The sequence below is a fragment of the Desulfovulcanus sp. genome, from assembly GCF_982781345.1.
In genome coordinates this window covers 1-19,401 of record NZ_CEYAEZ010000029.1, presented here as the reverse complement: position 1 = coordinate 19,401, position 19,401 = coordinate 1, and the positions used below count along the sequence as shown (strand labels likewise).

Here is a 19,401-nt window from a genome sequence, read left to right as displayed (position 1 = left end):
CTACAAAAAATTATTTTTTGTAGACGCATCCTAAATTTTATCTTATGGGGTAGGTAAGGTGAGTAAAAAGTTTAAGGATGAGATTAAATCTTTGAGGAAAGAGAAAGGCACTTCTGGTTTTAAAGTAATTGTTACCGGAAAGGGCGGAGCAGGAAAAACAACCACAACCGCCTTACTTTCTCAGGCTTTTATTAATCGAGGGTATAAAGTACTTGCAGTAGATGAAGATCCCCAGATGAACTTGCCTTTTGCCTTAGGCTATCCGCCAAACCAAGTTAAGGAATTGGTACCACTAAGTCAAAATGCAGATTATATAGAAGAAAAGACAGGAGCCAGGCCAGGTGAAAGTTGGGGTGGATTTTTAAGATTAAACCCTCCGGTAGAAGATGTCGTGGATAGGTTTGGTGTCTCCCTTAATAGTAACTTGAGTTGTCTAGTCATGGGGACAATAAGAAAACCCGCCACAGGCTGTTTATGTCCGGAAAATGCATTGTTGGATGCTGTGGTCAAGCATGTATCTCTTAGACGAGATGAGTTGATCCTTATGGATACCCAGGCAGGTGTTGAGCATTTTGGGCGTGCATTGGCCGAGGGATTTTCACAATGTTTAGTAGTTACTGATGCGACATTTAACTCTATGTCAGTGGCCATCCATGCATCAGATCTAGCCAGAGACATTGGCATTAAGCATATTCACCTTGTGCTCAACCGAATCGATGGGGAGAAGACAAAACAACGAGCGCTGGATTTACTAGCGCACTTTGGAAAAAAAGAAACCGATTTTAGCTCAGTAGTTATTTTACCTAGAGAAGAGCAAATTTTGGATTTTGAACCTGCTGTTATAAACCTCTACTCTTCTTGCCCAGAATCTCCTTTTGTCCGGGCTATTGAAGAAATGGCTGAAAGTCTGGAAAAGTACGAAAGGTAGAAATTTTCCCTTTAAAATCAATAGGAAATATTATAGGGCTACCAGCCTTTGTCTCGTTTTGTACTATTTAAAAATAATTCTAAAATTTTAAAAGCAAGAGGTCTATTTATGACGCATGAATGGGATTGGGAACCAGGGGAAAAAATTGTCGCTGACCTTGGGCAATGGTCAGCGCAATTTGAGTGGACAGAGGAACCGCAGGTTAGTCCTGATGGCGAAAAGATAGCTGCAGTTGTAAATACTGGAAACTACGAGTTCGATGTATGCGTAAATAATGATCTCTGGGGTACTACTTATGAAAGGATATGGTACCTCCGCTATGCTCCTGACGGAAGGCTAACTGCGCTGATTTCAGACATGGGAGAATATACTATTTGTGTGGATGGAACGCCATGGGAGGAGCGATTTTCCTTTATATGGGACACAAAGTTTAGCGAGGAGAGTGGGAGCATAGCCGCAGCAGTGCAAAATGATATGCGATATGGTGTGGTCTTAAATGGGAGACCATGGGAACAGATGTTTGATAATGCCAACCAGTTTATTCTGAGCGCTGATGGACAAAAGACTGCTGCCGTGGTCCAGACCATCTCTCTGGGACAGGCAGAGATTTTTAAATTTCAGGAAGGATGCTTTACTGTGGCTGTTGATGGTAAACCGTGGGAACGAAATTTTGTCAATGCTTGGACCCCTACTTTTGATGCCAAGGGAAAGCATGTTGCAGCCCAGGTGAGAACAACACTTTATGACTATACAATAGCAGTGGACGGACAACCCTGGTCCAAGACTTTTTCCTGCGTATGGGAACCGAGGTTTAACCCTGTAAACAGGTCAGTCGTGGCTCCTGTTAGAATTGACGGTAAATGGGGGCTGGCCCTGGATGAACAAATTTTATGGCAGCCAAAGTTTGTTCAACTCTGGCATCAGCAATTTAGTCCTGACGGGGAACATATTGCCGCTATAGTAGCCCCTAAATTTGGACAATGGACAGTGGCCCTGGATGGGATTCCCTGGAAGAGCCGTTTTAATGACCTTGTTACGGATATGGTTTACAGTCCGAACGGCAAGAGAATAGCTGCTCTGGGCAAAAATGCTCAAAAATGGTTTGTTGTTGTAGATGATCATGTCTGGAATAAGGCCTATGATATGGTTTGGAAGCCAGTGTTTAGTCCAGATAGTGAGCATGTGGCAGTTAAGGTCGAACTTGGTAAGCGTTATACCATTGCGATTGATGGGATCGAGTACAATGAGGATTTTGATGCTGTATGGGAGCCTGTTTTTAGCCCGGACAGCAAGAGGGTAATGATCAGAGCAGTTAAGGGTGAGAAATATTACCGTACTATTGTTCCGGTAGAAGACATCAAAAAATAAGGGGAAGATATGCACGGAATTTATAATTTTATTACCGGACCTTTGGCCTGGATTTCTTGGACAATATTTATTCTAGGTATTTTATACCGTTTGGTAAGCATCACGCTTTCTGCCAAAAAAAGAGATAGTGTAGTATTAAATTATTTTAATTTAAAATACGCTTTACGATCGATACTGCATTGGATGATTCCTTTTGGTTCAGTAAATATGCGCAAACACCCAATTATGACTATTGTATCCTTCTCTTTTCACATAAGTTTACTTGTTGCTCCAATTTTTCTACTTGCTCACGAGATACTGTGGGAAGAATTCTTTGGGATTAGTTTTTGGACTATTCCAGATAAAGTCGCAGATGTAATGACTTTAGTGGTTATTGCTGGTTGTCTATTTTTTGCTATACGCAGAATAATCATAAAGGAAGTAAAATTTGTCACTTCCCCTTCAGATTATCTTTTATTGGTTTTAGTTGCGTCTCCATTTATATTTGGCTTTTTGGCTTATCATCAATGGTTTGATTATCAATTGATGCTTATTTTGCATATTCTTTCGGGAGAAATACTTTTGGCACTTATTCCTTTTACTCGTCTTGTGCACATGGTTTTTGCTCCTTTAGTCAGGGCATATACTGGATCTGAATTTGGAGGAGTGAGACATGCCCGGGATTGGTAGTAATTGATGTCAATGCGCATCCCACTATAAAAATTCACAACATACAACAATATTAGGAGACGAATACGCTATGAATAAGGAAACAAGCAACAAAAGTCGTGAAATTGTGGATGAAGGATTGATTGCCGGTGTTCGAAAACTTACTCCTGAGCGAATTGAAAGTGTTATAAATCAGGTTTTAAAGAAAGAAACAGGAGCAAGGTTTAAAGCATATATCGATACTTGCGTTCATTGTGGTCTTTGTTCAGATGCCTGTCATTATTTTCTTTCTCATGACAAAGACCCAGTATATTCTCCTGTTGGTAAAGTTAAGCAGACCATCTGGGAGATTTTAAAACATAATGGAAAAGTAAGTACAGGTACTATATTAAAGGCAGCCAGGATTGCCTACACCGAGTGCAACTTATGCAAACGCTGCTCTATGTATTGTCCATTCGGCATTGATATAGCATACATGATAAGCGTTATGAGACGTATTTGTCATCGGCTGGGGGTAACACCTCAATATATTCAGGATACCGCGCACAGTCATTCGGCAACCATGAATCAAATGTGGGTGAAAGATGACGAATGGATAGATAGTCTCCAATGGCAAGAGGATGAAGCCAGGGACGAAATCCCCAATTTGCGTATCCCTTTAGAGAAGGAGGGAGCGGATGTTTTATATTCGGTCATAGGGCCTGAGCCAAAATTTCGGACTCAACTAATTTATCAGGCGGCAGTAATTATGAACGAGGCCGGTGTGGATTGGACAATGCCTGCCACACCTGGTTGGGACAATAGCGATATGGCCATGTTTACCGGAGATTACGAACTTATGGGAAGGCTAAAACGTTTGCATTTTGAAACGGCCATGCGTCTGAAGGTAAAACGGGTAGTCATGGGCGAATGTGGCCATGCTTACAGGTCTGTATATGATACTGGAAATCGCTGGCTTGGTTGGAAAGATATGCCTATTCCTATTATTCATGCTGTTCAATTTTACTGGGAATTACTTAATGAAGGAAAACTAAAGGTAGCCAAAAAGTTTGAGGAACCAGTAACTTTTAATGATCCATGTAATATTGTTCGTGGTATGGGCTTGCATGAAAAAGCCAGAGAAGTAGTCAAGGCTTTCTGTAAAGACTTTGTGGAAATGTACCCTAACAGGGAGCATAACTATTGCTGTTGTGCAGGGGGAGGGGTGATCAATTGCGGCCCTCCATTTAAAATGACCAGAATTACCGGAAATAGGATCAAGGCTGAGCAACTCAAGGCAACCGGAGTAAAGGTAGTTATTGCACCTTGCCATAATTGTCACGGTGGGCTTGATGATATAATCCATTATTATGGTCTTGGTATGGAACTTAAGTTTCTGGGGGATATAATCTACGAATGTATGGAAAAACCGAACGCTGTCTAACTATGAGGTTAATGATGACAAAAAAGAGTTTTTTTTATGCGATTATTTTGCTGGGCATTATATTTTTTGTAGGACCTGTCTTTTCACAGGTTGAAGAACCTCTTTTGCTTGGACAGGACTTTCATCCTAGGCAAAGACCCGGAGTTATTTTTGATCATGACGCCCACAATGAAAAGGCCGGAATCGAGGACTGTAATGTGTGTCATCACGTTTATAGAGATGGTAAACTTGTCCCGGATGAATCATCAGAGGACCAAAAGTGCTCAGATTGTCATAAACAAAAGAGCAGTGATGGCAGCACACCACTTATGAAAGCCTACCATGAGCGATGCAAAGGTTGTCATGTAAAAGAGAAAAAAGGCCCTATTACCTGTGGAGAATGTCACAAGAGAGCTAAAAAATAAAAGGCTCTAATTTACCCTCAAGCTGGAAAATAACTTAAAACTAAAATTTTAAATCGCCCTGCAATTCTACCCCAGGTAGAATTGCAGGGCGATTGCTTTTGAGGTGTGTTAGTTATGATCAAGAGGTCCCGTTTTGTTATTAGAATGATATTTTTTGCAATTATGTTTGTTGCTATCATGAAGTATATTTATTTTGTTAATACCGGTCATGGACGATCTGATATAATTGAGATTCTTTGTCCAATTGGTGGATTTTATAGCTTAGTAATGTGGTTTAAAACAGGGTTTGTAGATCATATTCATCCTGCAGGTATGATATTTATTTTAGCTGGTATTATTACTACTCTTTTTTGTATGAAGGGATTTTGTGGGTGGATATGCCCTGTAGGCACGTTTTTAGATAGTTTAACATTTATTCGAGAAAAAATCGTGGGCCAAAATGTACCTAACATCAACATGCCTGCCAAGTTGAAATTTATACTTGAAAATTTTCTTTACTTAATCAAGTTTGGCACTACTGTAGCTTTAGTTTATTTTATTCTCCGCCTGCCCGGACAGATAATGCCTATGATATATCAAGGCACTGTTCTTCCTGAAGATGTGAGCTTGTATAAATTTTGGATTGATGCTTTTGATGGAAAGCACAACATAACTTTAGGTGTGATTGTAGGAATATTAGTTTTCTCATATTTTATTCCACGCTTTTGGTGTAGATACCTTTGTCCTTTGGGTGCCTTTTATGGTTTTTTTAATATTTTTTCCATTTTGAGAATAAAAAAAGAAGATAGCTGTACGAACTGTAAATTATGTAATAAAGAATGCCCGATGGGCTTGTCTCCTTATACTAGTAAGTTGCTTAACAATACAAGATGTATAGCTTGTTTAAATGCAATGGGAAAATGTCCTAATCAAAGTCTCTCTCTTTCCTTTCTGGGTATTTATAAAATTAAGCCAATTATTTATCCTTTGATTTTGGTTTTGTTATATTTGGGAATTATTGGATTCGCAGTACAAAAGGATATGTGGACGTCTAAATTAAGCCCACGGATGTATGCAAAAATTTTTATGCAGCATGGTATTATGAAGCCCTGGATGGTAGAGTTGTTGAGGAAGGATACAAAGGGCAACTCTCATCGCTAATTAATTTTTTTCTGTTGGACTACAGATGAACACCTTTAAGTTTCTTTGTTTGTGCTTGTAATTTTTTCGCTTAGGCCACCAACATTGGCGTCAGGAAAAGATAATCTTTCACGTTATAGCTTTTTTGACCAATGAAGGTGATGGTGTTATTTTGGGAGTCGACAATTTTGGTTGAGCACGGTATGATTTTCCTCCAACACGTGAAAAACATATCGGCATCAAGCCTTAGGACTGGGTCGTGCCTGGGCGAAAACACTATCAACCAAGAAATTTTCAGATAAGAAAAGAGCTTGTTGTCAAGAGGTTCAGATTTACATATTAAAGAGACTTTCTTTTAAAATTTACTTCTCTTGATTATAGAAGGGAAGTCAGTGGCGGGATTTAGTCCTGCTACCCTAGCGTAATTTTGCTAAAAAAATTATTTTTGACTTGCACCCGCTTTAAATCTGAGTTCAAAACGGGTAAGGAAAATTTCGCGCAAAGGGGTTAATATTTGCGCAAATATCATCTAAATGGAGTTAGTTAATGCATGAAATGTCTATTGCTCAGAGCCTGGTTGATATTATCAAAGAAGAAATGGACAAACATAATGTGACCAAATTGATGAAAGTGAAGGTAAAGTATGGACAGATTTCAGCCATTGTCCCCGAGGCCCTGGAGACAGCTTTTCAGGTTATGACTATTGGAACGGGGTTGGAAGGGGCAAAGTTGGAAACAGAAGAGATCCCTTTACGGGCTAAATGTCGTAATTGCAGTAAAGAGTTTAGTCCGCAAGAAGCTGATTTACTGATTATGACCTGCCCGTTCTGCGAGACAGAGTTTGGACATGAAATTATTTCCGGGAAAGAGTTATATATAGAAGAGATCGAAGCAGAGTAGTAAAATTTAAAAATAAAAGGAGAAAAATATGCAAATTCCTGTTGTGCGTAATATATTGGAGGCCAATGAACTGATAGCCCAAGAGTTAAACCGAACCTTTTTACAGAGGAGAATTTTGGCCTTAAATTTAATGAGCTCTCCTGGCGCTGGCAAGACCACTCTGTTGGAAAAGACTTTAACAGATTTAAAAGATGAGTTTAAAATGGCGGTCATTGAGGGAGATGTTCAAACCAACAATGATGCCCAGAGAGTTGCGGCTACCGGGGCCCAGGCCCTGCAAATCAATACTGATGGTGGCTGCCATTTGGACAGTTCCATGGTTTTGGAAGCGGTAAATAAGATGGATTTGGATGGTGTAGATATCTTGTTTATTGAAAATGTGGGTAATCTGGTTTGTCCGGCTGAATTTAGTGTGGGTGAAGATTATAAGGTGACCATTTTAAGCGTGGCTGAAGGTGATGATAAGCCTGAGAAATATCCCCTTATTTTTGCGGAATCCAAGGTTATGCTCTTAAATAAAGTTGATCTCCTGCCCTATGTTGATTTTAGTCTGGAGAGAGCCAGCAATATTGCCAGAAGTTTAAATAAAGATATTGAAATTTTCCCTGTGTCAGCCAGAACAGGAGAAGGATTGGATAAGTGGTACGATTGGTTGAGACAAGAGGTGGCCAAAAAGAAGAAACGTTAACTTTTATGTCTCTTCCTAAAGATATTTCATTGGATGCAATCCTAGATAGCATTGCTGACGGGGTCTTTACTGTCGATTTGGACTGGAATATTACCTTTTTTAATGCGGCTGCAACTATGATTACAGGCATCCAGGCTGAAGATGCTCTGGGGCATAAATGCTGGGAGGTGTTTCGTTCCAGTATTTGTGATGGTCAGTGTGCCTTAAAGCACTGCTTAAAGCACAATAAGAATATCACAAACAAGTCAATTTTTATTATCCGTTCAGATGGACAAAAGATTCCAATCAGCATCAGTGCCGCACCACTGCATAATAAAAAGGGCGAGATAATTGGAGGGGTAGAGACATTCAGGGATCTGACCGCCATCCATATTTTCCGCCAGCAGGTGGAGGAAAAGTACACTTTTGAAGATATTGTGGGTAAAAGTCAGGCCCTGGCTAAGATATTTCGCGTTTTGCCGCAAATTGCCCGCAGTAAATCTACTGTGCTTATTACTGGCGAGTCAGGCACAGGCAAGGAACTTTTTGCCAGGGCCATCCACAATTTGAGTACACGCAAAAATGGGCCCATGATCACGGTAAATTGTGGGGCTTTGCCTGAAAACTTGCTGGAATCAGAATTATTTGGGTACAAAGCAGGAGCCTTTACTGATGCTAAAAAAGATAAACCGGGTCGTTTGGTTCTGGCTCATGATGGAACGATTTTTTTAGATGAAATCGGAGATTTACCCCTTCCGCTGCAGGTTAAGCTCCTGCGTTTTCTCCAGGAAAAGACCATAGAACCACTAGGAGGGACTGAAAGCATAAAGGTTGATGCCAGGGTAATTGCGGCTACCAATAAAGACCTGGAGCAGATGGTCGAGAATGGGGCTTTCCGGCAGGATTTGTATTATCGCTTAAATATTGTCCAGTTAAGACTGCCTCCTTTGCGGGAGAGGCTGGAAGATTTACCTTTACTTATAAACCATTTTATTCGTCGGTTTAATGTTATTCAGGACAAGGACATTCAGGGAGTTTCTGAAGATGTTTTAGCTATTTTGATGCGTTATAAATTCCCCGGAAATATCCGGGAGTTGGAAAATATTCTTGAATATGCCTTTATTCTTTGTCCTGGGGGATTTATTCAAGTCGAACACTTGCCTGAACATCTGCAAGACCAATCAAAGCGGGCTGAAAATGCACCCAGAACATTAGAAGAAATTAAGTGCCAGGCTGTTTTAGATGCCCTGGCTAGAAATAATGGCCGCAAAATGGCCACTTGCCGCGAGCTAAAAATATCCAAAGATACCCTTCGCCGTATGCTCGCTCGTTGCCAGAAAATGGCGCAAAAATAACCCATCTGTATTGTCGTCTTATTTTTTCGTTTACCGTACACAAGGCTCTTGTCCTACACACATGGTAGGTCTGCAGGACAACAAGAAGACCAATTTCGTTGTAGAGTCTGTGGCCAAACCTTACTTAAGAGGACAATTTTTCATAATTTTTTAATCCTGGTTTCTTTCATGCTTGAGCAAATGCCTGGACCCATCTATAACTTGCTTGCGGGCAGAACATAAGGGATATTCAGGATAAATGAGTATTCTTTTTTTGTCGATATTTATGGCAAATAGTCCCGTATATTTAACTTTGTCACCCGATGCTCTGCTTATCCGCAAGCTTCGTCAAGATGGCTTAGTCAGCCCTTTGCAATGCTTTCAAGAAACCAGGATTTCTAATCTGGTAGTCAAAATGGTGTTTGGTCACAGACTCTATAACACGGAGATTGTTGCCAGACCTTCTTGAAGCCGCAACAGGTCATCTTGATCCTGGGGTTAGCTATCATTGTCCGTTTTATTAGGAAGTTTCCACGCAAATATAAAAAATATTACTGAAATGACCAGAGCAACAATTACTCCAGGAACACTTTCAATTAACGATATGTATGATGGATTACCTGTCGCAGCAAGTGTTGCTTTCCCTCCAGCTATTTTTTTCATTAGAAAAGTGTCTTTTAATGCTGCGAAAACGAGCATATAAACAAAGGCTCCGAATAGTCCTCCAATTACAAAGTACCTTGCGTCCTTTCTTCCGTCCCCTAAACCAGCAAGGCCAGTACCTGGACAATACCCCGCGATCGCAAAGCCAAGACCTAGAATAGCACCGCCAATAATGACGCCCCAGTAGCTGGACTTAACTGACAGGTGAGAGGGATCAATGATACCGAGTGTTAGTCCCAAAAAAAGGAGAGCACTGCTGAGCGAGATACCCCATATAATTGTTTTCATTAGATGAAAATCTGTCAACCTCAGCATGTTAATGATATTTTGTGGGTTGGCTGCGCCAATTCGATGTAGTACAAAACCAAATAATGTACCAAGTATTATTGCAAGTAATATATCCATAAATACCTCCATTTATTTGCGGCCATACATTAAGATTGCCAGTGGAATTGCTGTTGCGAAAGCGCCTAACGTGAAAAGGTAACCGCTCAAGGATGTCTGCATCATCCCGCTCATCATATGTCCACTGGTACAGCCTCCTGCCAACCTCGCTCCAAATAAAACTAGAAATCCACCGATAAAGGAAACTATGTAACGTTTATAGATAGATGAGCCAAATCTCTGGCGCCAAACTTCAGGCGCCTGGCGATCCTCTTTAGTTGCTTTAGGCCCCTTGGTTTTAGCCGAAAGAAAAGAGCCTAGAATTATACCAAATACAAAAATATAGCTATAGTTAAGTGGATTAGCTATATTTTTCGCATACTTTCCTCCGCTTTTATTCAAATATGCGTTGGTACTTGAGTAACCAGTCTTGGTTTTGGGGTTTACTTGAACAAGATCATCGGAAAATAAATTCCATATGATGCCATCAAAGATAACGAATTGCGTTGATACACCAATTGGCTTTACTAGCCACACTGCGACTAGAAAAACTAGGGCAAGTGCAATTCCTCCGCGGAACCAATTTAATTGTCCAGACATAGTTCCTACTCCTTGCGGTTTAGGCTGACCATTTAAGGACAGCTGGTGGAAAGCTCGGCAGCCGCCACATTGCGGGACTATGAGCTTTGAAAAAAAACTATAGCCAGGGGTTATAGCGCAGATTACTCGGAAAACGATCGCTGCGCAGTTGGCGCTTTGCTGTAGCGCCTTGTTGGCTATTTATTATTTTATTTCAGTATAAAAGATAAAAATAAGATTACCAAAAAAATTACTGTTGAATACGTTGTGAACAAACTATGTTGGGCTAAATAAATTACAAACTAGAGGTGGCGAAGAATTTGAACAAGAGGAGAGTGAGCCGTGTCGGATAGAAGTATGATAAAAATTTTCAATGCTAGAAATATTTACATATATATAGAATTAATAAATTTAATGTCAACAGAAAAAAATATGATTTATTTGTTTTTTTATTAATTACGTGAAGTTTTTTTTAATAATATTTTTACGAGAATGAGATTTTCTTCAATTTGTAACGAATTTTTATTCCCGTATTAAGGATTATGAAATTATTTAAATATTTTTTAGGGACACATCTCCAATCCATTATATATGGATAAAAGGTCAACAATAAAAAGGGGTTAGTAGAAGGTGTTGTGGTCCCAACCTCGTTGCAATTGCTCTAGGGCAATCCAACGCAGGGACAATTCTACGAAGCGGACGCCTGGTGGAACAATGGGGGGGGGATCCGCGGTCTTAAAAAAATGGTTCGCATTTGGCTTGTAGTTTGCGAGCCATTTTGACTTTTTTTGACAATTTTTGACTATAACAAAAAAGCTCTTGACCTGGCATGAACCCTTGATATACAAGGCTTCTCAGCAGTTAGCCGGGATAGCTCAGTTGGTAGAGCAGCTGATTCGTAATCAGTTGTCCCTATTAATAATTTCAAGTAGTTATAAAAAATGGACTGCATTTGGACTGCAAAATTTACTTTTTTACAATCGGGACAGGAACAGGGAACTGAACTCGGTTAGCTTCTTCTTTAAGATGACGCTGAGAAACATGTGCATAAATTTCCGTAGTCCGGTATTCAGTATGACCGAGCATATCCTGAAGTGTCCGCAAATCGCCTCCATCTTCCACAAATAAAGTTCCAAAAGTGTGTCGTAGGTCATGTAGCCTTAGATGGCCATACCCTGCATCTCTAAGCGCCTTTTTAACCTTATGGCTAATCGTATCTGGGTGCTTCCAACGTGGAAATACTCGTTCATTGTTTCTTGGCAAGCTTTCCAAAACAGCCCTAAAAATCTCAGGAATAGGGTAATAACGGCTTAGATGCCTTTTAGCCTTTCTGATATAATAGATTCCTTTCTCTAAATTTACGTCCTGCCAAGTAAGATTTAATAATTCGGACCGTCTCCGGCCAGTGGCCAGATAAGCAATTACAATCTTTTGCAAGTCTTCATCTTCAATTGAAGCTAAAAATTTTACAATATCTTTTTTTTCCATGAATTTTGGCGGGGACTTTGGGGTTGGTAACTCCTTGATCTTTCTGAAAGGGTTTGCCGGTAAATATTTCCAGTCCACTGCTTTATTGAAAGAACTACGCAAGTGCCTGAGATAATTATTGATTGAAAATACAGACAAATTCTCACGCTTGCACTTGGCGATTAATTGGTCGATATGCTTAATATTTAACTTGTCTAGTCGTGTGTTTTCTCCGGCAATATCGGCTAATTTATTCAGTGCCAGCTTATTGGCTCGATAAGTGTTTTTTGGCTGTGTTGGCGGGGCTGCCCATTCACAAAATTCCTTGATAAATTCACCTAGAGTTCTATTTGACTGACCGGATATTTCCCGGAGCCTGCCGGCTAGGTATTCTTTTTTAATGGCAGCAAAGAGAGCTTTGGCTTCTTTTTTATCTCTAGTTTTTAGAGACCTAGCTTGGCCACGTTTAAACTCTACGTACCAAATCCCGTCTCTCTTACGCTTAAACAATCTCATAGCAATTTTCATTGCCTGAGAGACCTCACGATTTCAAGAGCTTTTTTCGATAGTTCAGGTCGATAAAAATTATCTATACTCTCTCGATCAACGACCCACCGACCGTCCGGCTTATTGCCAATAATTTTACCTTCTCTGATATGACGGAGCAGGGTATTTCTACTCCGCTTGGCGTAAGCACATGCTTCTTTAAGAGATAGCCATTTCATATCCTGGCAGAAGGCCAACAGTTCCTTTTCTCTTTAAAGCGCTATATGGCAAGTGTAGCTTTCTACAAAGGAAGGCACATAATCATCACTGCTGCCTCTAATTTTTCTCCAACAGGCATCACAGCGATAGTTAGTCGTTGGCCTGCCGCAGTCGTGGCAGGGCCTCGTGCTTGGCTTGAGTTTTTTGGGCACATGCACAGGGGCAGGGCGGTAGTTTTTTTTGAGCTTTTGGTTGTCTTGTTTGTTTTGCTTAAGTGTCCAACCATGCCAGCCTGGGTGGATTCGGAATCCTGGGAAATGTTTTTTAGTTATCTCCTCAACATCAAGGTAGATTTTTTTGTCAACTTTAATCTGATAAACATATTTTCGTTCGTGGCGTCGCGGTTTCATCAACCAGCCAGCTGGGTAGCGGCCTTGAACTCTCGTGCGCTTTAACCTTCCCAGATTTGATATCTTATAGCCAGGGTATCCATTTAGCGGCTTCCATATTTCTTTCATGCTCAACCTCCTATCAAAACCCCAGCACGGGGTCCGCGTTCCGGGCTGTGCCTTCAATCAACCCCGCTGCCCAAGGACAGCAAGTTTGCATTTTAAATCGTTTTTTATATTCCCTGATTTTTGTATCTCGTTCTCTTCTTTTTTGTGCCCAGTAGGCGTCTTGGCAGGCTTTTATATGAAACTTGTGGTCTTTTCTTTTTGGAGTAAATTCTTTCCCACAATATAAGCACTTAGCCATCAAAACACCTCCCATACCTGTTTAACAGCCCAGTCTCCCCACTCCTGGGACTGTACATTAGAACAATTTTCATCAAACAAGAGATAGAGCTTATATAAATTTTCTGTAATTTTGCTTAAAAAAGTTGTGTCAGTATTGTTTTTGCTTTTTGTACGTAATGTGAACAAGATGTCTTCTGTCAGAGCCAGTAGAAAATTTAAATAGTCATCAAAGGCTATCTGTTCGCTGTCCTGGATTTTATTAAACATAACCAGGGCCTTATTCCTGACAGTCCTTCTTGTCCTGTCTATATCCCTGGCTCTAGCCACCAGGATTGAGTTCAGTCTGTCCCTCCAGAGCTTTATCGCTCTAATGTAAGTCCATGCCCTGAAAGGGACTTTTACGTCTTTTGCAAATTTCACAAACGGATCGTCCGCTAAAAGGTGCACAAGTAACAGCTTCACCTGGTCTTTTGTGCTCATCTTCACCCCTTTAATTTTCATTCTCCCCGGCCACCCCTTTAGGCCGAGGAGTTGTTTTTTGCCCCGTTACGCACTCACCAACTACTCAAACGGGCAAGCAAGGAGGGCAACTTGCCCTTTCGTTGACTCTACACGGGGCCGGTAGCGTATATGTGTTAGGAGGAACTTTTATTTTTTTTCTTCCACAACCTCAGCCTCTATGAAATCCATTTCAACATTGCTTGTGCCTTCCGGAGTTTCTTTAACTTTCTTCACAACCGCCTCGTCTGGCACACCATATTCCATGATTTCGGGGCTGACAGGCAGATACTTAAACATTGACCTAATGACCGTTTTCTTAGCCATTTCATCATAATCAGTGTTCCAGGGAGAGAATGACGAACTGGCTGTAGCGCTCCTTTTTCTGCGCTTTTCTATTTCTTCTTTTGACATTACATTGATAAAGTACCCGCCGTCCTTAAATTTTGCCACGCCATAGTAGGCAATAGGGGCGCCTCTATCTTTTAGATTGGGCCTGTGAAATAGATTTGGGTTTAATCCCAATTCGTAATCAAACTCATCATTTTCACAGACCACCTCAGCGTAAATACTGCTGATCTGTCCGCTTCTGCGAGCCAGGTCGATCATGCCTTTGTACCCAATGATAAACTGGCACTCATCTTTGTAGGGCACATAGTAGCAATGCCCCAATGGGCCAGGCTCTAAGCCAAGTTGAGCGGACAACATTAAAGCCCCAAGCAGTGACTCTTTTTTGCAGTTAAGCAGTTTTGGGTTGCGCCTGATTTCGGTGGTCACAATTCTTGCCAGTCTATCTGGGGCCAGGTGGCTTGGCAGCGCCTTCTGTATTGCCGGAGTCATCTGTTTTATGAGGTCAAAAATAGTCTGTGGCTTATCTTTTTTAGCGACTTGACCGTTGCCGTTACCGTTGGCTTTTGCCTTCAACGCTTTTTTGACATCAGTCTCATTTTTCATGGTCAGAACCTCCCGCTGCTATTTAATTTGAAACCGTCTGTAAGAGCTTGGTTTTAAATACTTTTGATACAATTCAGGATTGTCTTTCTGGAAGGCCTTCGCGTCAAAGCGCTTGGATGTTACAGACTTCCAGAATATTTTATGCTCGCCGCACAGGGCTAGTTCATTGTCTTGCATGAGGGCCTTGAGCTTATTGGTCACTTCATCCTTTTGGGCCTTCAACTCCTTTTCCTGCTGGGCTAGCTCAAAATATCGCTCTAGCAGGGCTTTGGCTTCGTCATCTTCCAGGACAATGGTTTTGGCGTTGCTTTCAGGATAGAGCTTTGATAGGAGTTCCGTACTGGTTTTATTTCCGTCTGGCTCTGGCATAACCCCGGCAAGCACATGGTTGTGCCAGAAGTCAGACTCTACTTTTATCAGGTCTGCAATTATCTCCTCATCCCTATCAATCCGAAAATATTTAAAAACTCTCCCTCCAATCAGGACTGCCAGGTAGGCGTATTTATACCCTGTCACTGCAAGATAATGATGTACTTGCAACTGATACATCGGTGGGACTTCTTCCCAGTTTTTAAGGCTGTAAGCAGATGACGTTTTGCATTCCAGTACACCAGGACCCTCATCATTTCCCACAATAACTCTGTCCAGGTTGGCCAACATAAAGGGTACTTCTTTATGTTTAAGGATCGAATTTACGCGTCTTACCTTCAGCCCTGTCCGCTCTGAGAATTCCTGGGCGACTATGTCTTCAAGCTTTCTGCCCCAGTACATGGCTTCGTTATCTTCTGGCGGATCTATTTCTCCAATTTTTTCCAGATAAACCTCTAATGGGGACTTGTAGGGATTTAACCCACACACGGCAGCGGCATCACTACCACCTATGCCTTTACATCTGGCCTCCAACCATTCTTCTCTTGTCATTCTAGTCATAGTGCCTCCGTTACTGCGCGGTGGCTTGGCTCCCATCCTTCTATGTAAAGTTCGCCATAAAGCTCCTGTCCCATTACTTCGGTTTTGATGCGCAGGGCGTTTTCAGGGGCAATAGTTATGGCTTTATCGTACCCGCACACCGGACATTTCCCGTGCCATTCGTGTGGTATTGCCGTACAGTTCAGGCACATCTGCCTTCTGTCTTGTGGTAAGCTAACTGGAAACATAGTCATCCTCCTCACTTTTCATCTTAGATCTGAACTTCTGGGTAATATTCAAAAGCCTCAACCTTCCCTTCGCCATTCTTCTCAAACAAAACTTGCATTTCCATTTCTTGTGTTGGGGCCAGCTTTGATTTTGCTTGAAAGGTTACTTTGCCCATATTCCTTTCTTCATTGGGTTGTATTTTAATGGTTAGTGTTACCACCCTTGGCTTGCAGGGGTCGGTTGAAGGATTAGCTATATTTTGAAGACATTCATGGATAGCGTTATCCACAGCCGCGACAGCTGCCCCATCAGCCAAGGTTGCAAGCGTTAATTTTTTCTCCATTTTGACCTCCGTTTCTTTGAATTGGCATTGCCGGTCTCAGACCTCGAAACTCCACCTCGCACTTGGGGCATTTCCAGGGAGATTTGAAATCATATTGCCGGTCTAACGGTATGAAAGAGTCGGCATTTCCTGAATGCCCGCAGTTTCCACATGTTATTTTTACCCACATTTTTTTAGCCCTCTTTTTAGCAATCCCTCCACGAGTTTTAGTGTCCCCACCAGCCCTCCCGCGGCTATATGCCTATCGGTTGAGCACCTTTGCCGCCCCACAACAGGCCTTTGGACTTGCCTCTCATGGCAGTGGGTCAGTGTGCCGTTGTGTTGGTAAGAATGGTATACAATTGGCAACATCATGTCAAGATAGTAGTATACAAATATTGAGTATAGGCAAAAATATCCCTTAATAAAAATTTTCAATCATTCTTGAACAAATGTTTGTTGCTTTAAGGACCCGGTTTAGTTGGACTTGATTTTTCAGGGAGGGTTGTTACAGAATGGTGGGGGAATAATAAAAGCGTTCGGTGTTTTTAATAACGGTGTTATGAGAAATCCAGAAAGGGAGGGGACAAATGGATTTAATTGACAAAATAAGGGAACTAGCCTCAAAAATTCCCCAGCAACTTAATCATCTTCAAACAGAAGAGGCCACCAAAACCGCCTTGATCATGCCATTTATTTCTGCTCTTGGTTATGATGTTTTTAATCCGCTTGAGGTAATTCCTGAGTTCACTGCTGATATCGGGACCAAAAAAGGTGAGAAAGTAGACTATGCTATTAAAAAAGATGATAGCATTATTATGTTAATTGAATGTAAATGGAGTGGGTGTGATCTTGATAAGGAACACGCCTCTCAACTTTATCGGTATTTCTCAGCTACAGACGCACGATTTGGAATTCTTACAAATGGAATAAAATATCTTTTCTTTTCTGATATCGAAGAACCGAACAAGATGGATTCAAAACCATTTTTTGAATTTGATATATTAGATTTTGAAGACCATCACATAAGACAGCTTAAAAAATTTTCAAAATCTGCTTTTTCCCTTGAAGATATTTTAACTACGGCAAGTAAATTAAAATATACTGGAGCTATTAAAAAAATTCTCGAACAGCAACTTGAAAGTCCTTCTCCTCAATTTGTTCGGTTTTTTGCTTCGCAAATTTACGATGGCAAACTAACTCAAAACATTATAAGTAAATTTACTGGAATGGTAAAGGATGCTCAACGACAGTTTATAAATGATAAAATAAATGAAAGGTTAAAATCTGCCTTATCTGCTGATGATCAAAATAGGGAAGAACAAGCAAGTGATGAATCTGTTACAAAAAATGACGACAATGGAATAATAACTACTGAAGAGGAAATTGAAGGTTATAATATAGTTAAAGCTATTCTTAGAGAAGTAGTAGATGTAAACAGGGTAGCTATGCGTGATAAAAAAAGTTACTGTGGTATCTTGCTAGATGATAACAACCGCAAGCCTATTTGTAGGTTGCATTTTAACACCTCACAGAAATATCTTGGCTTGTTTTCACAAAAAAAGGAACAAAAGGTGCCGATTGATAATTTAAACGATATTTTTAAATATGCTGAGCAAATCAAAGCAGTAATTTCGGAATATGATACCTAAATATTAGCCAGCGTTTTTCCTTCTCTTACTTTTTGCTTAACAGAGGCAAGCTCAAGACAAAATCTCACCGACCAGAGGCCAGGAGGCGGGAGGCTGTTGACTTGTGGAAAAAGATGGGTAAAAGTAAAATCAAAGCAGTTGTGAAAAATAGAACAAAAAAAGAGAGATGTTTAAAAATGTTTACAGGGCAACAATTATTGATTGCTTCCTATACGGTTAAAAATGTGCTTGATCCTCTGAAAGATGATTTTGCAAAATATTTGTATGATGAATATAAGGATATCTCTATATCTACACCCAAGGATGCCCTGCTTGGTCAACCCAACTCAGGGAACTTTAATATAATTATTGGTGAGCCTCCTGTTCTTGTATCAAGACTTAAAAGCTTAAATTTCGAGTTAAGAATTTTTTCTAATAAACTTGATCTGGTAAAACAACACCTTGAAACAAAAGATTTTGATTTAAAAGAACTGTTTGAAATTTTAGATAAAATTATAAAAAAGTTTAACTTGGATATTGTAAGAATAGGTTGTGCTTGGGGATTTAATAAAAAGATAGAAAAAAATATTATTACCAAATTATATACTAATTTTTGCAATGAGCAAGAAAAGGGCCTTATAGGATTCACTCATGAAACAATAAAACGGTTTGATAATTTTTACAATTTATTCGTTGGGACAAAAGTATCAGAAAAAAATGATGCAAATGACGTTGTTATGGTACATAGTACATTAGTAGATGCCAATACAATTCCATCTAAAGAAACTCTAAACAATGAAAAAGATAAACATTGTGAAAAAATAAGAGAATATTTAATGAAGGGATGGCAACATATAAATACATTACTAGAATATTAAGGTGTTATTTATGGATCAGGTAATAAACGCAGAGTTTAATTCATTTTACGGTGGGACTGGAAATTATAACTACTTTAATGAAAGAAGAACTGAACAATTTTTTGTTCAGAAAAATAGATACATTGATCCAATATCAGTATGGGAAAAATTCCTACATTCTATTACGACAAGAAGCACTTTTGGTTCTTATGATTTGATTAATTTGTCAGGTTATTCCATTATTGAAGAGAATTTAGGGCTAGAGGAAAAGGTAGCGGAAATAATAAATTTTATTGAAAAACAAAAAATTATTTTTTTAGAAAACAGGAAAGATTTTGACAATTGTTTAAAAAACTTATCCGTTGAAGAAATTGAAAGTTTACATGACTTCCTGGTTAACATCGTAAATTTCTTAAATAATAATAAAAGAAAGGCAACAATTTATGTACACGATGACCAAATTTGTATTTACATACTTTTTAAAAGTAATGAATCTACTTATAAAATAGATGAAATTATAAATAAAATTTATGATTTACTGGAACAAAAAGAAGTGTTTGCATTCGTAAATATTGGAGAGGAATTTGAAGAATAATGAGAACCACTCATAATTATGACTGGAATGAATTTATTGATTTTAGCGAAAAATTATTTAACAGTCTATCTTTAATAGAAT

Annotated in this window: 23 protein-coding genes; 12 read left to right on the top strand and 11 right to left on the bottom strand. The window is 39.9% G+C overall.

Annotation, left to right across the window (positions count from 1 at the left end):
* The first annotated feature begins 58 nt into the window (after nt 1-58).
* The 9 genes from AC3WVG_RS06290 (at nt 59) to AC3WVG_RS06250 (ending at nt 8,812) form a co-directional block, all read left to right on the top strand.
* On the top strand, nt 59-928 hold the full coding sequence (locus AC3WVG_RS06290; RefSeq protein WP_252381013.1) for an ATP-binding protein: 870 nt from the start codon (nt 59-61) through the stop codon (nt 926-928).
* 108 nt (nt 929-1,036) lie between these two features.
* Nucleotides 1,037-2,296, top strand: coding sequence for an electron transfer complex subunit TmcD (tmcD, locus tag AC3WVG_RS06285; RefSeq protein WP_488797314.1), 1,260 nt, complete (start codon nt 1,037-1,039; stop codon nt 2,294-2,296).
* Between the two features lie 9 nt (nt 2,297-2,305).
* Nucleotides 2,306-2,965 carry a TmcC family electron transfer complex membrane anchor subunit gene (gene tmcC, locus AC3WVG_RS06280; RefSeq protein WP_488797313.1) on the top strand — a complete coding sequence of 220 codons (660 nt, stop codon included), beginning with the start codon at nt 2,306-2,308 and terminating at the stop codon, nt 2,963-2,965.
* A gap of 70 nt (nt 2,966-3,035) precedes the next feature.
* On the top strand, nt 3,036-4,367 hold the full coding sequence (gene tmcB / locus AC3WVG_RS06275) for an electron transfer complex ferredoxin TmcB (protein ID WP_488797312.1): 1,332 nt from the start codon (nt 3,036-3,038) through the stop codon (nt 4,365-4,367).
* 11 nt (nt 4,368-4,378) lie between these two features.
* The gene (gene tmcA / locus AC3WVG_RS06270) at nt 4,379-4,771 is read left to right on the top strand and encodes an acidic tetraheme cytochrome c3 TmcA (protein WP_488797311.1); all 393 of its coding nucleotides are present in this window, start codon (nt 4,379-4,381) and stop codon (nt 4,769-4,771) included.
* A 114-nt stretch (nt 4,772-4,885) separates the two neighbouring features.
* The gene (locus tag AC3WVG_RS06265) at nt 4,886-5,911 is read left to right on the top strand and encodes a 4Fe-4S binding protein (protein WP_488797310.1); all 1,026 of its coding nucleotides are present in this window, start codon (nt 4,886-4,888) and stop codon (nt 5,909-5,911) included.
* Nucleotides 5,912-6,436: 525 nt separating this feature from the next.
* Nucleotides 6,437-6,790, top strand: coding sequence for a hydrogenase maturation nickel metallochaperone HypA (gene hypA / locus AC3WVG_RS06260; RefSeq protein WP_488797309.1), 354 nt, complete (start codon nt 6,437-6,439; stop codon nt 6,788-6,790).
* A gap of 28 nt (nt 6,791-6,818) precedes the next feature.
* The gene (gene hypB / locus AC3WVG_RS06255) at nt 6,819-7,478 is read left to right on the top strand and encodes a hydrogenase nickel incorporation protein HypB (protein WP_488797308.1); all 660 of its coding nucleotides are present in this window, start codon (nt 6,819-6,821) and stop codon (nt 7,476-7,478) included.
* A gap of 5 nt (nt 7,479-7,483) precedes the next feature.
* Nucleotides 7,484-8,812 (top strand): sigma-54 interaction domain-containing protein, encoded by a 1,329-nt coding sequence (locus AC3WVG_RS06250; RefSeq protein WP_488797322.1) that lies wholly within the window; start codon nt 7,484-7,486, stop codon nt 8,810-8,812.
* A gap of 477 nt (nt 8,813-9,289) precedes the next feature.
* On the opposite strand, the gene AC3WVG_RS06245 is transcribed toward AC3WVG_RS06250, so the two are convergent.
* The 11 genes from AC3WVG_RS06245 to AC3WVG_RS06195 all read right to left on the bottom strand — a co-directional run bounded on the left by AC3WVG_RS06245 (nt 9,290) and on the right by AC3WVG_RS06195 (nt 16,258).
* Complete coding sequence (locus AC3WVG_RS06245) at nt 9,290-9,859, bottom strand: YeeE/YedE thiosulfate transporter family protein (RefSeq protein ID WP_488797307.1); 570 nt, start codon at nt 9,857-9,859, stop codon at nt 9,290-9,292.
* Nucleotides 9,860-9,871: 12 nt separating this feature from the next.
* The gene (locus AC3WVG_RS06240) at nt 9,872-10,438 is read right to left on the bottom strand and encodes a YeeE/YedE thiosulfate transporter family protein (RefSeq protein ID WP_488797306.1); all 567 of its coding nucleotides are present in this window, start codon (nt 10,436-10,438) and stop codon (nt 9,872-9,874) included.
* 945 nt (nt 10,439-11,383) lie between these two features.
* The gene (locus tag AC3WVG_RS06235; protein WP_488797305.1) at nt 11,384-12,412 is read right to left on the bottom strand and encodes a tyrosine-type recombinase/integrase; all 1,029 of its coding nucleotides are present in this window, start codon (nt 12,410-12,412) and stop codon (nt 11,384-11,386) included.
* The gene (locus AC3WVG_RS06230) at nt 12,409-12,609 is read right to left on the bottom strand and encodes a helix-turn-helix domain-containing protein (RefSeq protein WP_488797304.1); all 201 of its coding nucleotides are present in this window, start codon (nt 12,607-12,609) and stop codon (nt 12,409-12,411) included. The genes AC3WVG_RS06235 and AC3WVG_RS06230 overlap by 4 nt, the downstream gene beginning before the upstream one ends.
* A 33-nt stretch (nt 12,610-12,642) precedes the next feature.
* Complete coding sequence (locus AC3WVG_RS06225; protein ID WP_488797303.1) at nt 12,643-13,107, bottom strand: NUMOD4 domain-containing protein; 465 nt, start codon at nt 13,105-13,107, stop codon at nt 12,643-12,645.
* A gap of 13 nt (nt 13,108-13,120) precedes the next feature.
* Nucleotides 13,121-13,345: a hypothetical protein gene (locus tag AC3WVG_RS06220; RefSeq protein WP_488797302.1), complete on the bottom strand. Its 225-nt coding sequence runs from the start codon at nt 13,343-13,345 to the stop codon at nt 13,121-13,123.
* A complete protein-coding gene (locus AC3WVG_RS06215) occupies nt 13,345-13,806 on the bottom strand; it encodes a hypothetical protein (protein WP_488797301.1) in 462 nt (153 codons plus the stop codon). Before AC3WVG_RS06215 ends, AC3WVG_RS06220 begins: the two co-directional genes overlap by 1 nt.
* 168 nt (nt 13,807-13,974) lie before the next feature.
* Nucleotides 13,975-14,778 (bottom strand): recombination protein RecT, encoded by an 804-nt coding sequence (gene recT, locus AC3WVG_RS06210; protein ID WP_488797300.1) that lies wholly within the window; start codon nt 14,776-14,778, stop codon nt 13,975-13,977.
* Nucleotides 14,779-14,796: 18 nt separating this feature from the next.
* Nucleotides 14,797-15,708 carry a YqaJ viral recombinase family nuclease gene (locus AC3WVG_RS06205; protein ID WP_488797299.1) on the bottom strand — a complete coding sequence of 304 codons (912 nt, stop codon included), beginning with the start codon at nt 15,706-15,708 and terminating at the stop codon, nt 14,797-14,799.
* On the bottom strand, nt 15,705-15,935 hold the full coding sequence (locus AC3WVG_RS06200) for a hypothetical protein (protein WP_488797298.1): 231 nt from the start codon (nt 15,933-15,935) through the stop codon (nt 15,705-15,707). The genes AC3WVG_RS06205 and AC3WVG_RS06200 overlap by 4 nt, the downstream gene beginning before the upstream one ends.
* Before the next feature lie 23 nt (nt 15,936-15,958).
* Nucleotides 15,959-16,258 (bottom strand): hypothetical protein, encoded by a 300-nt coding sequence (locus AC3WVG_RS06195; protein WP_488797297.1) that lies wholly within the window; start codon nt 16,256-16,258, stop codon nt 15,959-15,961.
* 569 nt (nt 16,259-16,827) lie between these two features.
* On the opposite strand from AC3WVG_RS06195, the gene AC3WVG_RS06190 reads away from it, so the two are divergent.
* The 3 genes from AC3WVG_RS06190 (at nt 16,828) to AC3WVG_RS06180 (ending at nt 19,320) form a co-directional block, all read left to right on the top strand.
* On the top strand, nt 16,828-17,889 hold the full coding sequence (locus tag AC3WVG_RS06190; RefSeq protein WP_488797296.1) for a type I restriction endonuclease: 1,062 nt from the start codon (nt 16,828-16,830) through the stop codon (nt 17,887-17,889).
* A 101-nt stretch (nt 17,890-17,990) separates the two neighbouring features.
* Nucleotides 17,991-18,746: a hypothetical protein gene (locus AC3WVG_RS06185; RefSeq protein WP_488797295.1), complete on the top strand. Its 756-nt coding sequence runs from the start codon at nt 17,991-17,993 to the stop codon at nt 18,744-18,746.
* Between the two features lie 10 nt (nt 18,747-18,756).
* Nucleotides 18,757-19,320 carry a hypothetical protein gene (locus AC3WVG_RS06180; protein ID WP_488797294.1) on the top strand — a complete coding sequence of 188 codons (564 nt, stop codon included), beginning with the start codon at nt 18,757-18,759 and terminating at the stop codon, nt 19,318-19,320.
* Nucleotides 19,321-19,401 lie beyond the last annotated feature (81 nt).